The following is a 17503-nucleotide window of genomic DNA, read 5'->3' as shown; positions in this document are numbered from 1 at the left end:
AAGACAAAGTACACTAAGTTAAAAACGTTTCAGAGAGTGATTGCGTAACTTCTATAATAGTTTAGCTGCTAACAAGAATATGACTAATAATTACTTTTTAAGTTGTCTATCAACAAGTTAAATATTTCTGTGTTTTGAATACTATATAAACGAAATAGAAATAGTTGATAGTTGATTGTTATAGATTAGTATTTATTATGCATCAATAATAATGAATAATTCATGGCTTTCATTTGGGTAGCTTTTTCCAAAAATGGCTATGTGGTATATAATACTAGAAAAATCGACATATTACTTTACAGCAAATCGGTCGCGCATATTATGAATCAGCAAATGCAAGTTAAAGTCGTCAAGCTCAGTGGAATTGTCAACACTACTAATTCTCAGGAGTTACGACAGAATATCACTAATCTGATAGAAAGCGGGGCAAAAACTGTGTTAGTTGATTGCCAAGATGTAACTTTTATGGATAGTTCAGCTTTGGGTGCGCTAGTATTAGCATTCAAAACATTACGGGCGGCAGATATAGATATGGTTCTTTGCTCTATTAATGAACAAGTAAGAATATTATTTGAATTAACCGGGATGGATAAAGTGTTTGAAATATTTTCTAATCAAGATGATTTCAATCAGGTTTTACTTTCTAAAAACTAATTAATCAAATTTAACTTGTAGGATTGATAAATCATCATCAAAAGCCTCTTTGGAGTTCAAAGCGATCAAGTAATTCAATACCTGATCGAGTTGGCAATCAACAGTATACTGTAAGCTAACTAATATCTGAATAAAAGCATCCAAACTCCAAAGTGTGCCATCTGATTTAGTAATTTCGTAAGTACCATCACTAAAAATATAAAGATTGCTAAATTTTTCAATATTGCAACAAGCATCAACATATTTGACTTCCGGAAACATACCAACTGGCATACCTGGAGTTCTTAATAGTTGGACTTTAGTGTTTTTAGGAGACTTTCCAGATATCAATATTGCTGGTGGATGACCTGCACTAGCATAAATTAACTGGCGTTTAATTCGATTATAAACTCCGTACCAAATAGTAAAGTATTTGTCATTTTGATAATTCATTTGGAAGGTTTCATTTAGCGCTCTGAGTACGTCACTCGGTTGATAATAATTTAAATCTTTGAGGGCGCGGGAACGTAGCAGATTTAGCACCGAAATTGAGGGGAGAGTGGCTTTGAGTCCATGTCCAGCAGTATCTAGCAAGTATATTGCTAGATAGTCGGGATCTAGCCAATAGTAATCGAAACAATCACCGCCGAGTTGGCGTGAGGGAATGAATCGGGAATTAATATTGAAAGGTTCAGTTACAGGTAGAGGTAGAAGCGATCGCACATATTCTGCTGCTTCTGCTAATTCTGTTTCTAAAAGTAACTTTTGAGTTTGTAAATCACGACTCAATTGGTGTAGGCGTAATCCGGCTCTAACCCTGGCTTTTAATTCATTTTGTTCAATGGGTTTAGAGATAAAATCATCAGCACCAGCGTCTAATCCTTTGACGCGATCGGCCACAGAATCCAAAGATGTTAATAAAATAAAAAATATTGTAGATAAATTCGGATCTGTTTTGATGTAGTTACAGACTTCAAGACCATTCAGACCTGGCATGATCCAATCACAAATAATTAATGCTGGACTCCAAGTTATTACTTGTGCAATGCCTTCGTCTCCATCATTAGCAGTAACGACTAGATAGCCTTGCTTTTCTAACAGCCTTTTGAGGAATATTTGTATTGAAATATCATCATCAATCACTAGTATTGTAAACATGGACAATTGTAAGAAAAATTAATTAATAAAAAAATAAAAAATATCTTAATAGTTAATGGGTTAGTAGTATGATGACAAACATTCTACTAACCCATTTTTAATTATTCATCGACTTGATAAAACTTGATCATCATAAAAATTATGGTGGTGAAAGAGGATTAAGCCACAAGAGAATGGCGCGTCTTAATTGGTTCAAGTCGCGGTATATTTCTTGCTTGAACCATTGTCCAAAGGCATCAAAGGGAGTGAATGATGCGCCTGTTTGCCATTTGATATCTTGACCTAGAGGTGTGGTATGAGTTCCTGGTAAGGTTTGTGCTGTCACCATTTCCGGAAAACGTTCTTGTAAAATTTTGGTTAAAGCTGCTGATTGGTCAATAGTATCGTTGTTAAATTTGATTAATAGGTTGCGGCGGATTTGATAGCGTGATTGTACAAGCTGGTTGGTTTCTAACGGTGAAGGGGTAAATTCAATTGCCAATGTAGAATTAAGCTGTTCTACTAAGGGGATAGCATCCCTAGCAGCATAATTATTAAAAGATATTAAAATATTACCTGCACGCTCTATAGAAAAAAGGCTGCCGATAAGCAGGTGGAGTTTACAACCCATGCTGTGTCCAACACCGTAAACGGGTAGATAGAGCTTGCGTAATGCTGTAGAATCGTGTAACCGTTCTATAGTGCGATCAAAGTTCAGCAATACAGATTCAGCGATCGCAATATGATCCAAAGTATTGACAAAAGGCGTAGCAATAATCACATATCCCTTATCTGCCAACTGTTCTAGTAACCAGCGGTAAGTCAGGTGCGGCGCTGTAGCTACAAACGCACCTCCCAAAAAATGGATAATACCGATGGGATTACGGGGAATAAGTACCCAATTACCTCTAATTTCTTTCCAGTCCATGCCTACAGGCGATCGCTTTGTTTAGATTACTTTATGTTAGACCTTGGATTGCAACGTTGTGATGCTTTATTAAAAAAGCTATGCTGATCCAAAGAATGTTTCTATTAGTCTATCAAGATGAGTTTGCTGAGTTAATGGGAAAAAGTCCAGTTCTTTTCTTTCCCTGCCTGCCTCAACCCTTCATTTTTGGGTTGACAGACCACTAGCTTGAGATCTGTCTTTATGTAACCAATGTATAATTTTTAGCTTTGATTCTGCAACCTTTTCATTTCATATTGCACATCTAGGGCAATCTGCAATGCTTCATTAAGTAACCGTCCATGCTCAGTAGCCTGTTCAGTAACTTGCATTGCCGTTAAAGTTGCTAAATTATTGTCAAATAACTCTGTATTTCGTAAGATAAAATTTTTATTCTCTCTCAAAATTCTTTCTGTTTTTAAAGCCCGCACTAAATCAGTTTTAGTAAGTTGCAATGCTTCAATTACTCTCTCTCTTTCTTTGATGCTGACTCCAGGATTACCAGCTTCTTCTATTTGATCATTAATATCTATTGCTTTAATAACGGCATTATATCTATCAACATCATGTAAAAGAATTTGCAAAGAGTTTGTCAGATTATTTTTAAGTATTTCTAACCTCTTTTTCCACCAAACATATAAAAGAATTTGTGTCACGCCTCCGCCCCAAAAGCATAAAATAATTAACAATATCCAAGATGGAACTGTCACCCATGTAGCAAACAATCTAATAATTATATCAAATACAAGATAACTGAAAACGAATGTAGAAAAACCTAAAAAAATTACAGTAGCTCCCTCAGAACCTTTGATTTTTTCTACAGTTTTTTTTACAATCTCTTTCAAAGGGTTAATAATGATTATTAATTCATCTTTCACAGGCAAGTTAGTCAGTTTTTGCAGTTCTTTTTGACTAATCTCTAAGCCATGTAAATCATCACGCACAGCTTTACCCATCTTTGCCATAAGAATTAGTTTAATACAATATAGCAATCAAATTTAGGGATTGCTAACTATATAGGCATTTTGTGCAAAACTTTTTAATTGAGTTAATGTAGCGCTTTTTGGTTATGTGTAACACACTCTAGTCACAAAAAGGGGCTAGGAACTAGGGGTTAGAGGCTAGAGTGGTGTATTTAATTCATGAGAAAACCGTTATAATTTTAAACCAAATATGATCAATTCATTTACTGATAAATGCACATAATTTAGATTTTAAGCAAGTTGTATCTGCTACAACCTACATCATGCTGAAACTGAGTAATACTACAAGTATTATTAGGCAGATACAAAAATTTAGTAGGTGTTTAATAGCAGTTCCCAATTACATGAGGTACACTCTAGTCTTTAGCCCCAAGCTTCTAGCCCCAAGCCCCTAGTCCCTAGCCCAGGCAAGGATGCGATCGCTCACAGTTACCTGAGAAACTTTGGTAACTTTTAACTATTGATAAATATATAGCTTGTGGGTGCTACTCATGGTTTATATTTACCAAAAGGTGGTGCAAACAGCCACTCATCTAAAATCTAACCCTTTAACTGGTAATGTGATCCGATTAGCACCAAGCGTAAGTGAAGGTTAAGTCGATATTAAAACGAATAATTTTTGCTGAATTGCGACAGATAAAGACTAAACTAAAAAGTCTTGTGCAGCAAAACCTGTAACTTTAAATAATCAAGTAATCATGTCCAAGGTTCTCGTCTCCGACACTATTGACCAGGCTGGAATTGACATTCTTTCGCAAGTTGCCACCGTAGATGTCAAAACAGGTCTAAAACCAGCGGAACTGATAGAAATTATAGGTGATTACGACGCGCTGATGATTCGTTCTGGTACGCGCGTCACCCAAGAAATTATTGAAGCTGGAACCCAGTTAAAAATCATCGGTCGTGCTGGTGTAGGTGTGGATAATGTGGATGTTCCCGCAGCCACACGCCGAGGAATTGTAGTTGTTAATTCTCCAGAAGGTAACACCATTGCCGCCGCAGAACACGCTCTGGCCATGATGTTGGCTTTGTCTCGTCACATTCCTGATGCTAACGCTTCAGTCAAACGCGGTGCGTGGGATCGCAATAGCTTTGTAGGCGCAGAAGTTTATAAAAAAACACTTGGTATTGTTGGCTTGGGTAAAATTGGTTCCCACGTAGCCTCTGTAGCTAAAGCTATGGGAATGAAACTACTCGCTTATGATCCGTTTATTTCTACAGAACGAGCTGAACAAATTGGCTGTCAGTTGGTGGAATTGGATTTGTTGTTTCAGCAAGCCGATTATATTACATTACACATCCCCAAAACTTCGGAAACCACCCACTTAATTAATGCTGTCACCTTAGGTAAAATGAAACCCACTGCTCGGATTATTAACTGCGCTCGTGGTGGCATCATTGAAGAAACAGCTTTAGCAGCAGCGGTTAAAGCAGGTAAAATCGGTGGTGCAGCCTTGGATGTATTTGAGAGTGAACCACTGGGCGAATCAGATTTGCGATCGCTTGGTAAAGAAGTCATCCTCACTCCTCATTTGGGAGCCTCTACCACCGAAGCTCAAGTCAATGTGGCCATAGATGTTGCCGAACAAATTCGCGATGTTCTCTTAGGACTACCCGCACGTTCAGCAGTCAATATTCCCGGACTTGGCCCCGATGTTTTAGAAGAACTCAAACCCTACATGCAGCTAGCAGAAACCTTGGGTAAGTTAGTGGGACAGCTAGCTGGCGGTAGAGTGGAGTTACTCAATGTGCGACTGCAAGGCGAACTAGCAACGAATAAAAGTCAGCCTTTAGTGATTGCATCCCTCAAAGGACTACTTCATCAAGCTCTACGAGAACGAGTAAATTACGTCAACGCCAACATAGAAGCCAAAGAACGAGGAATTAGGGTAATTGAAACCCGCGATGCCTCAGTTCGTGATTATGCTGGTTCCCTGCATCTAGAAGCCACAGGTACTTTAGGTACTCACTCAGTTACAGGTGCTTTGTTGGGCGATAAAGAAATTCACCTCACTGATGTTGATGGTTTCCCAATTAACGTTCCACCAAGTAAATATATGGTGTTTACCCTGCACCGTGATATGCCAGGAATCATCGGCAAACTCGGTTCTTTACTCGGCAGTTTCAATGTCAACATTGCCAGTATGCAAGTAGGGCGTAAAATTGTCCGTGGTGATGCGGTAATGGCTCTCAGCATTGATGATCCCTTACCAGATGGCATTTTGGAGGAAATTGTCAAAGTGCCTGGGATTCGAGATGCGTATACAGTAACACTATAAAAAAGGATGAAGAATAAAAAACCATGCCCTCTGTGGGCGTGGTTTTTGGGCATAGGGGATGGGGAACGGGGCATGAAGAAGAATTACCAATGCCCTATGCCGCTTGCAATAAAGGATGAACTAAAAATTATTTCATTCTTCAGCCTTTACACTCCATACTTTAGATATGGCAAACACTTGGTGGGAATTAGAGATTTTATGTGAACCAGCTCTGGAAGATTCGATCTTTTGGCGACTGGAAGATTTTGGTAGCCGTGGAACAGCTAGCGAAAGCAAAGGAAATTCTTGTCTTGTAAAGGCTTATTTACCCAGTTTTCAAGTACAGCTACTAGATTTGGCCGCTCTATCGCTATGGTTGCGTCAAGATGCTCTTTGTGTGGGATTGTCTAGTCCTAGCTTACAGTGGCATTTAATTGATGAGGAAGATTGGGCGACTAGCTGGAAACAATATTGGCAACCCCAAGAAATAGGCGATCGCTTTTTGATTAATCCCGCTTGGCTTCCATTACCAGAAGGCTCAGATAGGTTAGTAATTCGCCTCGACCCTGGTGTAGCATTTGGGACTGGTAATCATGCCACTACTCAGTTATGTTTAGAATCTTTGGAAATGCGCTTGAGTTCAGTACCTCAATCTTTTGTGGCTGCTGATAATCAATCAGAACCTCTAGTAATTGCAGATATTGGTTGTGGTTCTGGTATTCTTTCGATTGGGGCAATATTACTGGGAGCAGGTAAAGTTTATGCAGTGGATACTGACCCTTTGGCAGTGCAATCGACTTTTAGTAATCGCGCTCTGAATGAGATTAGTCCTGAACGAATAATACCAGCACAGGGCAGTATAGACATGATCAAAAAGCTAATTTCTCAACCAGTAGATGGTATTGTCTGCAATATTTTGGCTAATGTAATTATCGAGTTAGTTCCAGAAATGAGTGCGATCGCCAAACCCAGCACTTGGGCTATCTTCAGCGGTATTCTACTAGAACAATCCGCAGCAGTTGCTGATGTCTTAGAAAAACATGGTTGGGTTGTCGCTACCCTGTGGAAGAGAAAAGAATGGTGTTGCTTGAATGTGCGGCGTTCTTAACTTACTGGATATTAGAGTTTTGGGTAACAAAGTTAACTTTAATTAGTATTGCTATGGCAAAAATCTACCAAATAATAGAGAATAAAGCTAAGACAATTTTAGAGGATTATTAGCAGTCTATAATGTTTTGAAATTCCGCTTAGTTAGCAAAATTCATATTTTGTTAACAATATTAACAAATCTGAGCCTCTCAAAGAGAGTTAACTATTAAGAGTTTTGAGTTTGCAATGCTTTTCGATATAGTTTAACTGCCTGTGTTTGATTAGTTTCATTGACAAAACCAGCTAATAAAACAGGGTCTAAACTTGGTAGTAATTTACTGTTGGAATTTTGAGTATATTTGCCATCATTTTCTGATAAATAATAAAAATCAAATTGCTGGTTTTTCCAAAACCAAACTTCTTTGACACCCAAACCTCGATAAACTTCTAACTTGTCAATTCCACCACTAGTTATAACAATCTCTATGGCAATATCTGGAACTTCATTGAGTTCTCCAAGACAGTAACATTCATCTGGTTCTACGCCTTTTTTAGCAGCTTGCTCCCGGAAGGTAGTACTACCATAACCATTAAGATTAATGTCTCTTTCCTCTGCATAAGCCTCTAGTAATCTAACAATTATTTTTTTCAGGCGTTCATGTTCCGCAGAGGTAGTCATGATAATTTCTAGTGTTCCTTCTAAATAAGTCATTCGAGGAAATTCATCAACAAACATATCAGAGAGTTGTTCGTATTGTTTCCAGGTGACATCATAAAGAATGATACGTTGGTCTTCAGTTGGTTGAAGTGTTTTTGGGTCTAAAAGTAACATAAGTTGCTTGACAGTGAACAGTTATCAGTTATCAGTAATCAAAACAACCTCATTTGTTCGATACAAAAATACTAACAATGATTTTACAGAAATCCCCACCCTCAATGTAATTGTAGAGTGGGGAGCCTCAGATTTTAAATGTCAGCTTAAATAATTGTCTGTAAATGTTGCACCAACTGCGGTGCTTGCATTACACCTTCAATTCGTTCTACTGGCTGACCTTGCTTAAATAGTACCAAGGTTGGTAAAGCGTGAATCTGATACTGACTAGCTAACTCTGCGTACTTTTCAGTGTCAATTTTGACAATACGTAAGCGATCTTGCATTTGAGCATTGACTTGTTCTAAAATCGGCACCATCATCTGACAAGGGCCGCACCAGTCAGCATAAAAATCTACTAAAACAGGTACATCAGAATCAGATAGCATCTCTTCAAAGCTGTTGAATTGTTTTTTAGTAGCCATGTGACACACACCAATTTTATTTTGTTTGATTTCAATAGTAATGTGTGCTTCATGGAATGGGTATAACATTATTTTGTTTTTATTGTTGCTTAATCTTTTTACTTGTTTCAAAAGCACAGATATTTAATTTAGGTGATTGGGTAAGATTTAAATTTAAAATTCAAAATCCGATTAAGTTCTAGGTACGAATCACCATAAGATCGTTAGCGCGGTGATTTAAAAAGTTAAGGAAGAGTTAATGGAAATCTTAAGTGAAAATTTGCAAAAGTTACAAGGACAAGTAGCACTGGTAACGGGTGCTTCACGGGGAATTGGACGAGCGATCGCGCTAGAATTAGCTACACAGGGAGCTACTGTAGTTGTCAATTATGCCAGTTCTAACGCCGCTGCCGATAATGTCGTAGCAGAAATCACACAAGCAGGTGGTCAGGCTTTAGCGCTACAAGCCGACGTTTCCCAAGCTAGCCAAGTAGAGGCACTGCTGAACGCCGTCATGGATAAGTTCAAGCGCCTTGATATTTTGGTCAATAATGCAGGTATCACCCGCGACACCTTACTTTTACGCATGAAGCCTGAAGATTGGCAAGCCGTAATTGACCTCAATCTCACTGGTGTTTTTCTATGTACCCGTGCTGCCAGTAAAGTTATGCTCAAGCAACGTTCTGGGCGAATTATTAATATTGCCTCCGTCGCAGGACAAATGGGCAACCCTGGTCAAGCTAACTACAGCGCTGCGAAAGCAGGTGTCATTGGTTTTACTAAAACCGTCGCTAAAGAATTAGCTTCTCGCGGTATTACCGTTAACGCTGTTGCCCCTGGTTTCATCGCTACCGACATGACCAGCAATCTTAGCAACACCGAAGATATTCTTAAATACATTCCTTTAGGTCGCTATGGTCAACCAGAAGAAATTGCTGGTATGGTACGTTTCCTCGCAGCTGATCCTGCTGCGGCTTATATCACAGGACAAGTCTTTAACGTTGATGGCGGTATGGTGATGTCATAAACGGGAAGCTTCGCCTGGGAAAAGGGTAAGGGGTAAAGGGAAAAAGAAATATCCAAACCTTTTCCCCTTCTTTTTGGTAAAAATTTGCAAGGCAAAAATGGCAGAAAAATGAATAATAGACGAAAATATTCATTATTCATTTTTCTGGAAGAACACCCATGTCGCAAACGCAATTTTCTTCAACCCAAACACCCACAAAATTCAGCCATCAGTTACCGCCAGGGCCGCGTGGATATCTGCTACTCAGTCTTCCTAAAATCCAGCAAGACTCTCTCGGTTACTTGAGTCAAATGTGGCAAGAATATGGCAACTTAGTACGCCTACCAGTTGTGCCAAGTTATACTTTTTATCTTGCCGCCCATCCAAATTATGTAGAACACATGTTGTCTACTCACCAAGAACGTTACAGCAAACCAGATTTATTTAACAAATCAATGAGTTTAATGGTGGGTCAAAGCATTCTAACTAGTGAAGGAGATTTTTGGCTTAAGCATCGTCGCTTAATGCAACCTGCATTTCATCAAAAATATCTGGAAAATCTTAGTTCTGTGATGGTGAGTTGCACTGAATCTCTGCTTGAAGAATGGCAACAAAAACTAGATAACGAAGTTATTGACATCGTACCTGAGATGATGCGCTTAACTTTAAAAATTGTCGGTTTAGCATTATTTAACAAAGATATCAGTGTAGAATCTAGCACTCTGGGTCAAGCCTTTCGTGAAGCCTTTAATTACGTCAGCTACAAAATAAATAACGTCTGGACAGAACCTTTATGGATACCAACATCTCGTAATTTGAGGTTCCGTCAGGCAAAACAAATTTTAGATAGAGCTGTTTTAGATATAATCAATTCCCGTCGGCAAAATCCGTTGGAAACCCATGACCTGTTATCTATGCTTCTAACAGCACAAGATGAAGTGACTAAAGAAGGAATGACCGACAAACAACTTCAAGATGAAGTAATTACTTTAGTAGCAGCAGGACATGAAACTGTAGCCTCTGCACTTTCATGGACTTGGTATCTTTTAGGAAAACATCCTGATGTCGCCGCTAATATGCAGGATGAATTGCAAACTATTCTTAATGGCAGCAGTCCCACTATTGAGAAACTGCCACAATTGGCATACACTCGCCGAATTTTTGATGAATCCATGCGCCTCTATCCTCCAAGTTGGGGATTACCGAGGGTGGCTCTAGAAGACGATGAAATTCAAGGTTATTTTATCCCTAAAGGTACAATTATTAACATTGCTCAATTCATCATTCACCGCCATCCTGAGTTTTGGGAAAATCCAGACCAGTTTGATCCAGATCGTTTTTTACCAGAAAAAGTGAATCAAAGACCAAAATTTACTTATTTTCCATTTGGTGCAGGTCAAAGAATTTGTATAGGTAAAAGCTTTGCCTTAATGGAAGCAACGATTATCATGGCATCAATTTTTCAGCGTTTTCACATTGAATTAGTTTCTCATCAATCCATCGAGCCAGATGCCACCTTTACCCTGCGACCGAAATATGGCATTAAAGTTAAAGTGCGAAAAAAAGTTAAGTAATAATGCAAAGGCTGGATACAGCAAAAAAAGAAGCCATTTTGAATGCAGCAAAACAGCGTCTTCGCAAATATGGGATTCAAAAAACGACAATGCAAGAAATTGCTAAGGATGCCGGCATCGCTGTGGGGACGCTGTACTTATATTTTAAAAATAAAGATGAGATTTTAATTGCAACTGCTGAAAACTATGCCCAGATACATTTAGCAGATGCCGAGAAAATTTTAAGTTCACAAAAGTCTCCTATTGAAAAACTCAAGACTTACATTATCAATCGCTTTCGTGCAGTTAAAGATAGTCGTATCAGCGGCTCTCACGCTGCCGAACTTGCCCGGACAGTAATTCGTTTGCAACCACAATTGCACGAAGAACAAAGTAATCGAGTTAGAAAAAATGTGTTGGCAATTCTCCAAGAAGGTATTCAAACAAATCTGTTTCATATCGATGATTTAGAGCGAGATATAGAAGTATTTTTGTACTCTATTGGTTATTTTTTCCCACTTGCGACTACAGAAAATTATTATGAGCCTGAAGAAGAAAAGTTATGTATGGTTGTTGATTGGTTCCTTAAGCAATGGTGTCAGGAGTAATTGTTTAAAGTTTTATTAACTGAAAATCACAAACTTTTAACTTATACCAACTTGCAATCAAAGCTAGTACCTGTAATTGCGACCGGAACGCAGTCAAGGGAAGCAATCTCATTAATTTCAAAGTACTACAACAACAAACAGCAACTTAATATTAGGATTGTTGGTGTATTCTTTGCCAGATTGTTAAACCTAAAAGGATAACAATACTACTGGCAGTAGCAAGGATCACTGCTAAAGGCATACCTCGTACTGCCATCGCTAGTAAATTGCAACCTAAAGTAATTATCCAAAGGGTAAACGCGGCATGGCGCTGAGATAAACCCCAAGCCAGTAAACGATGATGTAAGTGATCTTTACCTGGGGTACTGAGGGGGTTTTTTCCTGCTAATAGCCGTCTGACAAAAACTTGAGTAGTATCTAGAACTGGCAATAACAGAAATAAAACTGTTGGCACTAAGGAAAAGACTGTAGTTACCTGCAAGTCGCCTAAAATACTTGTTGCAGCTAGCGTATAACCAAAGAAATATGCTCCGGCATCACCCATAATGATCCGTGATGGGTGGAAATTATGTCGCAAAAAGCCCAGCGCCGAACCTCCTAAAGCTGCCAAAACTAAAGTAGCTGCGGCTTTATTAGGAAATTGGGCTGAAACTGCTAATAAACTCATTGCAGTGATGAAACTAACTCCCCCTGCTAATCCATCCATCCCATCCATCAAGTTGATGGCGTTGGTAATACCTACTACCCACAGCACCGTCAACGCCATCGAGAGAATTGAGTCGATGGGCGTGCCTATACTAACTTCAATACTGATGCCATTGGCAAATAGCAACAAAGCTGTGAGAATCTGTGTCCACAAGCGAACCGATGGAGGTAAGCTAAACTGATCATCAATAAAGCCGACAAGCACTAGGATAGAACCTCCTAGTAAAATTGTCAGCACCTGAGCTAAGACATTTTGCAGTTCAATAGGTCGCAAGAGGCTAGCTAATACCAATGCAGCAATTACTCCCGCATAAATAGCTAACCCCCCCGCATTTGGCAAAGGTTCTCGATTTAATCTACGAGCATTTGGTTGGTCGGCCCAACCTACCCGTAAAGCAAATTTGCGTACTGTCGGAATCAAACGCCACGTTACTAGGCAAGCCAAAAGTAACGTAAATACCACTGCCAACCAGCCGGTGCCGCTAGGGTCGGCAATACCAAGAGACTTAAGGGAGTTATATAGATTCATCCCCCAATTCAACCATGACTGCCAGTATCCTACATGAGCATCAATTGTATATTAATCAATTTTTTCGATTTGCATTTATAATCTGAACTGCTTGGGTAATTAGCACTCTTAACCTGTGAGTGCTAAATTGTCTAATGGAAGCGCTAACAGAGATGTAAAGATGGCGAAAATTATTTCTTTTGATGAAGAATCGCGGCGGGCGATAGAACGTGGTGTCAACGCCCTTGCGGATGCAGTTAAGATTACTTTGGGGCCAAAAGGTCGTAACGTCCTTTTAGAAAAAAAATATGGTGCGCCCCAAATTGTTAATGATGGTATCACTGTTGCCAAAGAAATTGAGTTAGAAGATCCTTTAGAAAATACTGGTGCAAGGCTGATCCAGGAAGTGGCATCCAGAACCAAAGATATTGCTGGGGATGGTACTACTACTGCTACGGTTTTAGCCCAGTCTTTAATTAAAGAAGGTCTGAAGAACGTCGCAGCTGGTAGTAACCCCATCAGCTTAAAGCGGGGAATTGATAAAACCGTTGAAGCGCTGGTGTTGGAAATTGCTAAGGTAGCCAAGCCAATAGAAGGAAGTGCGATCGCTCAGGTTGCCACCGTCTCAGCTGGTAACGATGAAGAAGTCGGTCAAATGCTGGCCGAAGCTATGGAGAAGGTCAGCAAAGACGGTGTTATCACTGTTGAAGAATCTAAATCCCTGACAACTGAACTAGAAGTAGTGGAAGGGATGCAGATTGACAGAGGTTATATTTCTCCCTACTTCATCACCAACAGTGAACGGCAGATAATTGAATTTGAAAATGCCCGCATTCTAATTACTGACAAGAAAATCAGCAGCATCCAGGATTTAGTACCTGTATTAGAAAAAGTTGCTCGTTTGGGTCAACCGTTGTTGATTATTGCTGAAGATGTCGAAGGCGATGCTTTGGCAACTTTGGTAGTCAACAAAGCGCGGGGAGTGCTGGCTGTGGCTGCAATTAAAGCACCAGGATTTGGCGATCGCCGTAAAGCTTTGTTACAAGATATCGCTATCCTCACCGATGGACAGATGATTTCTGAAGAAATCGGTTTAAGCCTAGATACTGCTTCTTTAGAAATGTTGGGAACCGCCCAAAAGATCAATATTGACAAAGAAAACACCACAATCGTAGCTGGTGGTACTACCAAGCCAGAAATTCAAAAGCGGATTGGTCAAATTCGCAAGCAATTGGAAGAAACCGATTCTGATTACGATAAAGAAAAACTGCAAGAACGCATTGCCAAACTAGCTGGCGGTGTAGCAGTAATTAAAGTTGGTGCAGCCACAGAAACCGAACTCAAAGACCGTAAACTGCGGATTGAAGACGCACTGAATGCGACTAAAGCCGCTGTAGAAGAAGGCATTGTTCCCGGTGGTGGGACAACCCTAATTCATTTGGCGACGAAAGTTGAAGCAATTAAACAAGGCCTCGACGAAGAAGAAAAAATTGGGGCAGATCTTGTGAAGCGATCGCTAGAAGCTCCTTTACGCCAAATAGCAGACAACGCCGGTGCTGAAGGTTCTGTGATTGTCTCCCAAGTTAGAGACAGCGATTTTAACATCGGTTACAACGCCGCTACTGGCGAATTTGAAGACTTAATTGCCGTTGGTATTATTGACCCTGCTAAAGTCGTGCGTTCAGCTTTGCAAAATGCCGCTTCTATTGCCGGTATGGTCTTAACTACCGAAGCCATTGTCGTCGAAAAACCTGAAAAAAAATCTGCCGCTGCTCCTGACATGGGCGGCATGGGCGGCATGGGTGGCATGGGCGGCATGGGCGGCATGGGCGGCATGGGTGGCATGGGTGGTATGTTCTAATCTTTGCCTCTCTATGTAAATATTTTGTCAGCAGTTTGCCTTGCTTAGGCAAACTGTTTTTTTATCTGATTGCTGACTCAAAGACAGCAGAATAAAAGCTCACGCAAAGCGCAAAGGCAAGGCAGCGTGTTGGGCGGCTCTGCCGACTTGTACCGCTAAAGCGGAACCCACAGGGGTAGCGACTGCCGCGCAAAGTGAAAATTCGTGCAAGAGGTCTAGTGAGTTGCCGTATATCTTATAAAATTACTGACAACAGGTGATACAAATTAAATTAATTTAATAAAATTGAATATTAAAAGTTTAATTAGGTAAAAATGTATGGCAATAAGTATGGTAAAAAAAATTCGCCGCATCCCTAAAGTTGTAAAAAAGCTATATAGAAAAGACTTTTATCATGAACCTGGGACTTTGCCAGGGACTATTATAATTGATGAAAATGCTGATTATCCCACCATTTATTTAATTGACTATCAACCAAATAAATTTATTCGTAAACAAGTAGAAACTCCAGAAGAATGTATACCTTATTTGGATACACAATCTGTTTCTTGGGTAGATGTTCAAGGCTTAGGTAATAAAGACATCTTAGAAAGATTGGGTAAAGTTTTTGAATTACATCCACTGGTTTTAGAAGATGTAGTCAATATGGGAGAACGTCCCAAAGTAGAAGATTATGAAGACCAATTACTAATCATTGCTCGAATGGTAGTTCCTAAAGAAAGAATTTGCGGCTTTTATAGCGAGCAAGTAAGTTTTGTGTTGGGAAAAAATTATTTGTTAACAGTACAAGAGGAGCCAGAGCATGATTGCCTAGAAAACGTCAGAATCAGAATTGAACGAGGTAAAGGTATCATTCGTAAACAAGGAGCAGATTATTTAGCCTACACTCTTTTAGATGCAATTATTGATGGGTTTTTTCCAGTTTTAGAACTTTATGGCGATCGCCTAGAAGAATTAGAGGAAGAAGTAATATTTAAACCGACGCGGCAAACATTACAACAAATTTATCAAATCAGGCGAGAATTACTACAATTACGTCGCGCTATTTGGCCCCAACGAGATGCAATTAGTACTTTAATTAGAGACAGGAGTGAACTGATTACTGAAGATGTGCGAATCTATTTGCGAGATTGTTATGACCATACAGTCCAAGTCATGGACATGGTGGAAACTTACCGAGAACTTTCATCTGGGCTGATGGATGTGTATTTGTCCGCAGTCAGCAATAAAATGAATGAAATTATGAAGTTGTTGACTGTTGTTTCCTCAATCTTTATTCCACTAACTTTTGTTGCTGGAATTTATGGTATGAACTTCAATACCGAAAAATCACCATACAATATGCCTGAACTGAATTGGTATTGGGGCTATCCGATTTGTTTAGCAGTGATGGCTGCGATCGCAGCTGGATTACTATTCTTTTTTTGGCGACGAGGCTGGCTGACAAATTCTTCAGGCATTAAAAGTGACTAAATATCGAGGATAGTTAATGAATCCAATTTATAAAAACAGTGTAGGGAGTTAATATCCTAAATTATGAGAGGAAATAGTGACCAAAATTTAGTAGTTTTAACGCTTTACATTATTGGCGTTTCTTACGTCTTCAATCTCATGGTTGAATCCATCGACGATCAAGTGAAGTTTGCATACAAAAAAGAAATAGTTGAAGATCAACTCAAAGAACAAGAGCTTCAAGATCAAATTGGAATTTCTTTTAAACTTAATGCCTCCTATTCTATAGGAAAACCAGAAGAAGAATTAAAGGAATTATTAATAAGCATTGAAAATAAATCTGACAATCTTGCTATATATGTTGATTGGGATAGTAGTACTTTAGTAGTTGAAAGTACTAAGCAATCACGTCGAGTCATTCGGAAATCGCCTGGCTTGACTCGTGACTTAGGTGTACCTCAAGTTCCGAGCTTAATTGCACCCAAAAAAACGCTTTCAGAAGCAGTAACAGCAGAGAATGTTTTCGAGCGCGATCCCGTATCTGCAATTTATAAACCTACTTCACCCCTATTTGATATCACTGCGCTGAAAAAGCCGCAGAAAAAGCTGTACAACGACTTTATGAATAGAAGAAATGAGTTAGAATTTTCACTTCAATTGGTAATTAGAATTGCTGAGACACGTATGGGAATACCGACAGGTATTAACATACCTCCCGTATATATTATTAATTGTCCCTTCACTGTCAAAAAATTACTTTGGACTTACGCCTTACCCTGGAATAAAAAGAAGTAATCCATACCAGAAAGACAGATCATGCCATCCAAGATTACACTGGAAATAGGGAGAGAGTAGGTACAGGCGATTGCAAATCAGTTATGATCACTGGTTTGAGGAAAGTCCGGACTCCCGAAAGACCAAACTTGCTGGATAACGTCCAGTGCGAGCGATCGTGAGGATAGTGCCACAGAAAAATACCGCCAGAATTAAGTCAAAAGGTAAAAGCTAAAAATAAAAAGAAAGAAATCTCTCTTTTGCCTTTTTACTTTTTACTTTTTACTTGTTTTGGTAAGGGTGCAAAGGTGCGGTAAGAGCGCACCAGCAGCGTCGAGAGGCGCTGGCTCGGTAAACCCCGGTTGGGAGCAAGGTCAAAGGAACTACGGTTGGTCTTTTACCAGTTCCATAATATAGAGCCGCTAGAGGCGTTTGGTAACAAGCGTCCCAGATAGATAATCGCCCTCAAAAGTGTTTAAAATCACTTATGAGAACAGAATCCGGCTTATTCCCTACTCTCTCCCCTTTTTTTAAAACTGAGTCAAAAATCAGAACTTAAAAGTTAGAATCGAAGACTAGATAACATTCAAAATTTGTAGGTTGGGTGGAGCGATAGCGATACCCAACAGGCAAAGAGTGTTAGTTTTATAAACTCAAACCACCTTATATTTTAAGAGCTAAAAGTTATTTTCTTGCTTCCCCTGCCCCCTGCCCC

General features: G+C 39.4%; 15 protein-coding genes and 1 other RNA gene. 10 read left to right on the top strand and 6 right to left on the bottom strand.

All coding sequences use genetic code 11. The features are described 5' to 3' along the window. Window positions 1–321 precede the first annotated feature (321 nt). The gene (locus QI031_RS15420) at window positions 322–654 is read left to right on the top strand and encodes an STAS domain-containing protein (RefSeq protein ID WP_281486043.1); all 333 of its coding nucleotides are present in this window, start codon (window positions 322–324) and stop codon (window positions 652–654) included. On the opposite strand, the gene QI031_RS15415 is transcribed toward QI031_RS15420, so the two are convergent. From QI031_RS15415 to QI031_RS15405, 3 genes are all read right to left on the bottom strand, one after another. Next, window positions 655–1791, bottom strand: a complete 1137-nt coding sequence (locus tag QI031_RS15415) for a PP2C family protein-serine/threonine phosphatase (protein WP_281480551.1) — start codon at window positions 1789–1791, stop codon at window positions 655–657. 139 nt (window positions 1792–1930) lie between these two features. Next, the gene (locus QI031_RS15410) at window positions 1931–2698 is read right to left on the bottom strand and encodes a DUF1350 family protein (RefSeq protein WP_281480550.1); all 768 of its coding nucleotides are present in this window, start codon (window positions 2696–2698) and stop codon (window positions 1931–1933) included. A 242-nt stretch (window positions 2699–2940) separates the two neighbouring features. After that, complete coding sequence (locus QI031_RS15405; protein WP_281486042.1) at window positions 2941–3672, bottom strand: hypothetical protein; 732 nt, start codon at window positions 3670–3672, stop codon at window positions 2941–2943. A gap of 725 nt (window positions 3673–4397) precedes the next feature. Between QI031_RS15405 and serA the strand changes: the two genes are divergently transcribed. Both serA and prmA read left to right on the top strand, forming a co-directional pair. After that, window positions 4398–5978 carry a phosphoglycerate dehydrogenase gene (gene serA, locus QI031_RS15400; RefSeq protein WP_281480549.1) on the top strand — a complete coding sequence of 527 codons (1581 nt, stop codon included), beginning with the start codon at window positions 4398–4400 and terminating at the stop codon, window positions 5976–5978. A 166-nt stretch (window positions 5979–6144) separates the two neighbouring features. Then, a complete protein-coding gene (gene prmA, locus QI031_RS15395) occupies window positions 6145–7065 on the top strand; it encodes a 50S ribosomal protein L11 methyltransferase (protein ID WP_281480548.1) in 921 nt (306 codons plus the stop codon). 207 nt (window positions 7066–7272) lie between these two features. On the opposite strand, the gene QI031_RS15390 is transcribed toward prmA, so the two are convergent. Next, window positions 7273–7878, bottom strand: a complete 606-nt coding sequence (locus QI031_RS15390) for a Uma2 family endonuclease (protein ID WP_281480547.1) — start codon at window positions 7876–7878, stop codon at window positions 7273–7275. A 146-nt stretch (window positions 7879–8024) separates the two neighbouring features. Continuing rightward, entirely contained in the window at window positions 8025–8342 is a 318-nt protein-coding gene (gene trxA, locus QI031_RS15385) for a thioredoxin (RefSeq protein WP_281486041.1), read from the bottom strand. 238 nt (window positions 8343–8580) lie between these two features. Here trxA and fabG point away from each other — a divergent pair, with 238 nt between their 5' ends. From fabG to QI031_RS15370, 3 genes are all read left to right on the top strand, one after another. Next, window positions 8581–9348, top strand: coding sequence for a 3-oxoacyl-[acyl-carrier-protein] reductase (gene fabG / locus QI031_RS15380; protein ID WP_281480546.1), 768 nt, complete (start codon window positions 8581–8583; stop codon window positions 9346–9348). Between the two features lie 158 nt (window positions 9349–9506). Beyond that, complete coding sequence (locus QI031_RS15375) at window positions 9507–10901, top strand: cytochrome P450 (protein ID WP_281480545.1); 1395 nt, start codon at window positions 9507–9509, stop codon at window positions 10899–10901. Window positions 10902–10903: 2 nt separating this feature from the next. Next, window positions 10904–11488: a TetR/AcrR family transcriptional regulator gene (locus QI031_RS15370; RefSeq protein WP_281480544.1), complete on the top strand. Its 585-nt coding sequence runs from the start codon at window positions 10904–10906 to the stop codon at window positions 11486–11488. Between the two features lie 151 nt (window positions 11489–11639). Here the strand turns inward: QI031_RS15370 and QI031_RS15365 are convergent, their stop codons facing one another. Further along, the gene (locus QI031_RS15365) at window positions 11640–12722 is read right to left on the bottom strand and encodes an MraY family glycosyltransferase (protein WP_281480543.1); all 1083 of its coding nucleotides are present in this window, start codon (window positions 12720–12722) and stop codon (window positions 11640–11642) included. A 160-nt stretch (window positions 12723–12882) separates the two neighbouring features. Between QI031_RS15365 and groL the strand changes: the two genes are divergently transcribed. From groL to rnpB, 4 genes are all read left to right on the top strand, one after another. Then, window positions 12883–14562, top strand: coding sequence for a chaperonin GroEL (groL, locus tag QI031_RS15360; RefSeq protein ID WP_281480542.1), 1680 nt, complete (start codon window positions 12883–12885; stop codon window positions 14560–14562). 330 nt (window positions 14563–14892) lie between these two features. Next, window positions 14893–16035 (top strand): magnesium/cobalt transporter CorA, encoded by a 1143-nt coding sequence (gene corA / locus QI031_RS15355; RefSeq protein ID WP_281480541.1) that lies wholly within the window; start codon window positions 14893–14895, stop codon window positions 16033–16035. Window positions 16036–16098: 63 nt separating this feature from the next. Beyond that, complete coding sequence (locus tag QI031_RS15350) at window positions 16099–16809, top strand: hypothetical protein (RefSeq protein WP_281480540.1); 711 nt, start codon at window positions 16099–16101, stop codon at window positions 16807–16809. 53 nt (window positions 16810–16862) lie between these two features. Beyond that, an RNA gene (rnpB, locus tag QI031_RS15345) (RNase P RNA component class A) lies at window positions 16863–17311 on the top strand. Window positions 17312–17503: the final 192 nt, after the last annotated feature.

It is taken from the genome of Halotia branconii CENA392 (assembly GCF_029953635.1).
GTDB classification, from domain to species: Bacteria; Cyanobacteriota; Cyanobacteriia; order Cyanobacteriales; family Nostocaceae; genus Halotia; species Halotia branconii.
The sequence above is the reverse complement of the archived record's forward strand: the minus strand, read 5'-3'. Positions and strand labels throughout refer to the sequence as shown.

Bases quoted from the DNA above. Each gene is read 5' to 3' on its own strand.
- QI031_RS15420 (WP_281486043.1), top strand. From the start codon at position 322: ATGAATCAGCAAATGCAAGTTAAAGTCGTCAAGCTCAGTGGAATTGTC.
- QI031_RS15415 (WP_281480551.1), bottom strand. From the start codon at position 1,791: ATGTTTACAATACTAGTGATTGATGATGATATTTCAATACAAATATTC.
- QI031_RS15410 (WP_281480550.1), bottom strand. From the start codon at position 2,698: ATGGACTGGAAAGAAATTAGAGGTAATTGGGTACTTATTCCCCGTAAT.
- QI031_RS15405 (WP_281486042.1), bottom strand. From the start codon at position 3,672: ATGGGTAAAGCTGTGCGTGATGATTTACATGGCTTAGAGATTAGTCAA.
- serA (WP_281480549.1), top strand. From the start codon at position 4,398: ATGTCCAAGGTTCTCGTCTCCGACACTATTGACCAGGCTGGAATTGAC.
- prmA (WP_281480548.1), top strand. From the start codon at position 6,145: ATGGCAAACACTTGGTGGGAATTAGAGATTTTATGTGAACCAGCTCTG.
- QI031_RS15390 (WP_281480547.1), bottom strand. From the start codon at position 7,878: ATGTTACTTTTAGACCCAAAAACACTTCAACCAACTGAAGACCAACGT.
- trxA (WP_281486041.1), bottom strand. From the start codon at position 8,342: ATGGCTACTAAAAAACAATTCAACAGCTTTGAAGAGATGCTATCTGAT.
- fabG (WP_281480546.1), top strand. From the start codon at position 8,581: ATGGAAATCTTAAGTGAAAATTTGCAAAAGTTACAAGGACAAGTAGCA.
- QI031_RS15375 (WP_281480545.1), top strand. From the start codon at position 9,507: ATGTCGCAAACGCAATTTTCTTCAACCCAAACACCCACAAAATTCAGC.
- QI031_RS15370 (WP_281480544.1), top strand. From the start codon at position 10,904: ATGCAAAGGCTGGATACAGCAAAAAAAGAAGCCATTTTGAATGCAGCA.
- QI031_RS15365 (WP_281480543.1), bottom strand. From the start codon at position 12,722: ATGAATCTATATAACTCCCTTAAGTCTCTTGGTATTGCCGACCCTAGC.
- groL (WP_281480542.1), top strand. From the start codon at position 12,883: ATGGCGAAAATTATTTCTTTTGATGAAGAATCGCGGCGGGCGATAGAA.
- corA (WP_281480541.1), top strand. From the start codon at position 14,893: ATGGTAAAAAAAATTCGCCGCATCCCTAAAGTTGTAAAAAAGCTATAT.
- QI031_RS15350 (WP_281480540.1), top strand. From the start codon at position 16,099: ATGAGAGGAAATAGTGACCAAAATTTAGTAGTTTTAACGCTTTACATT.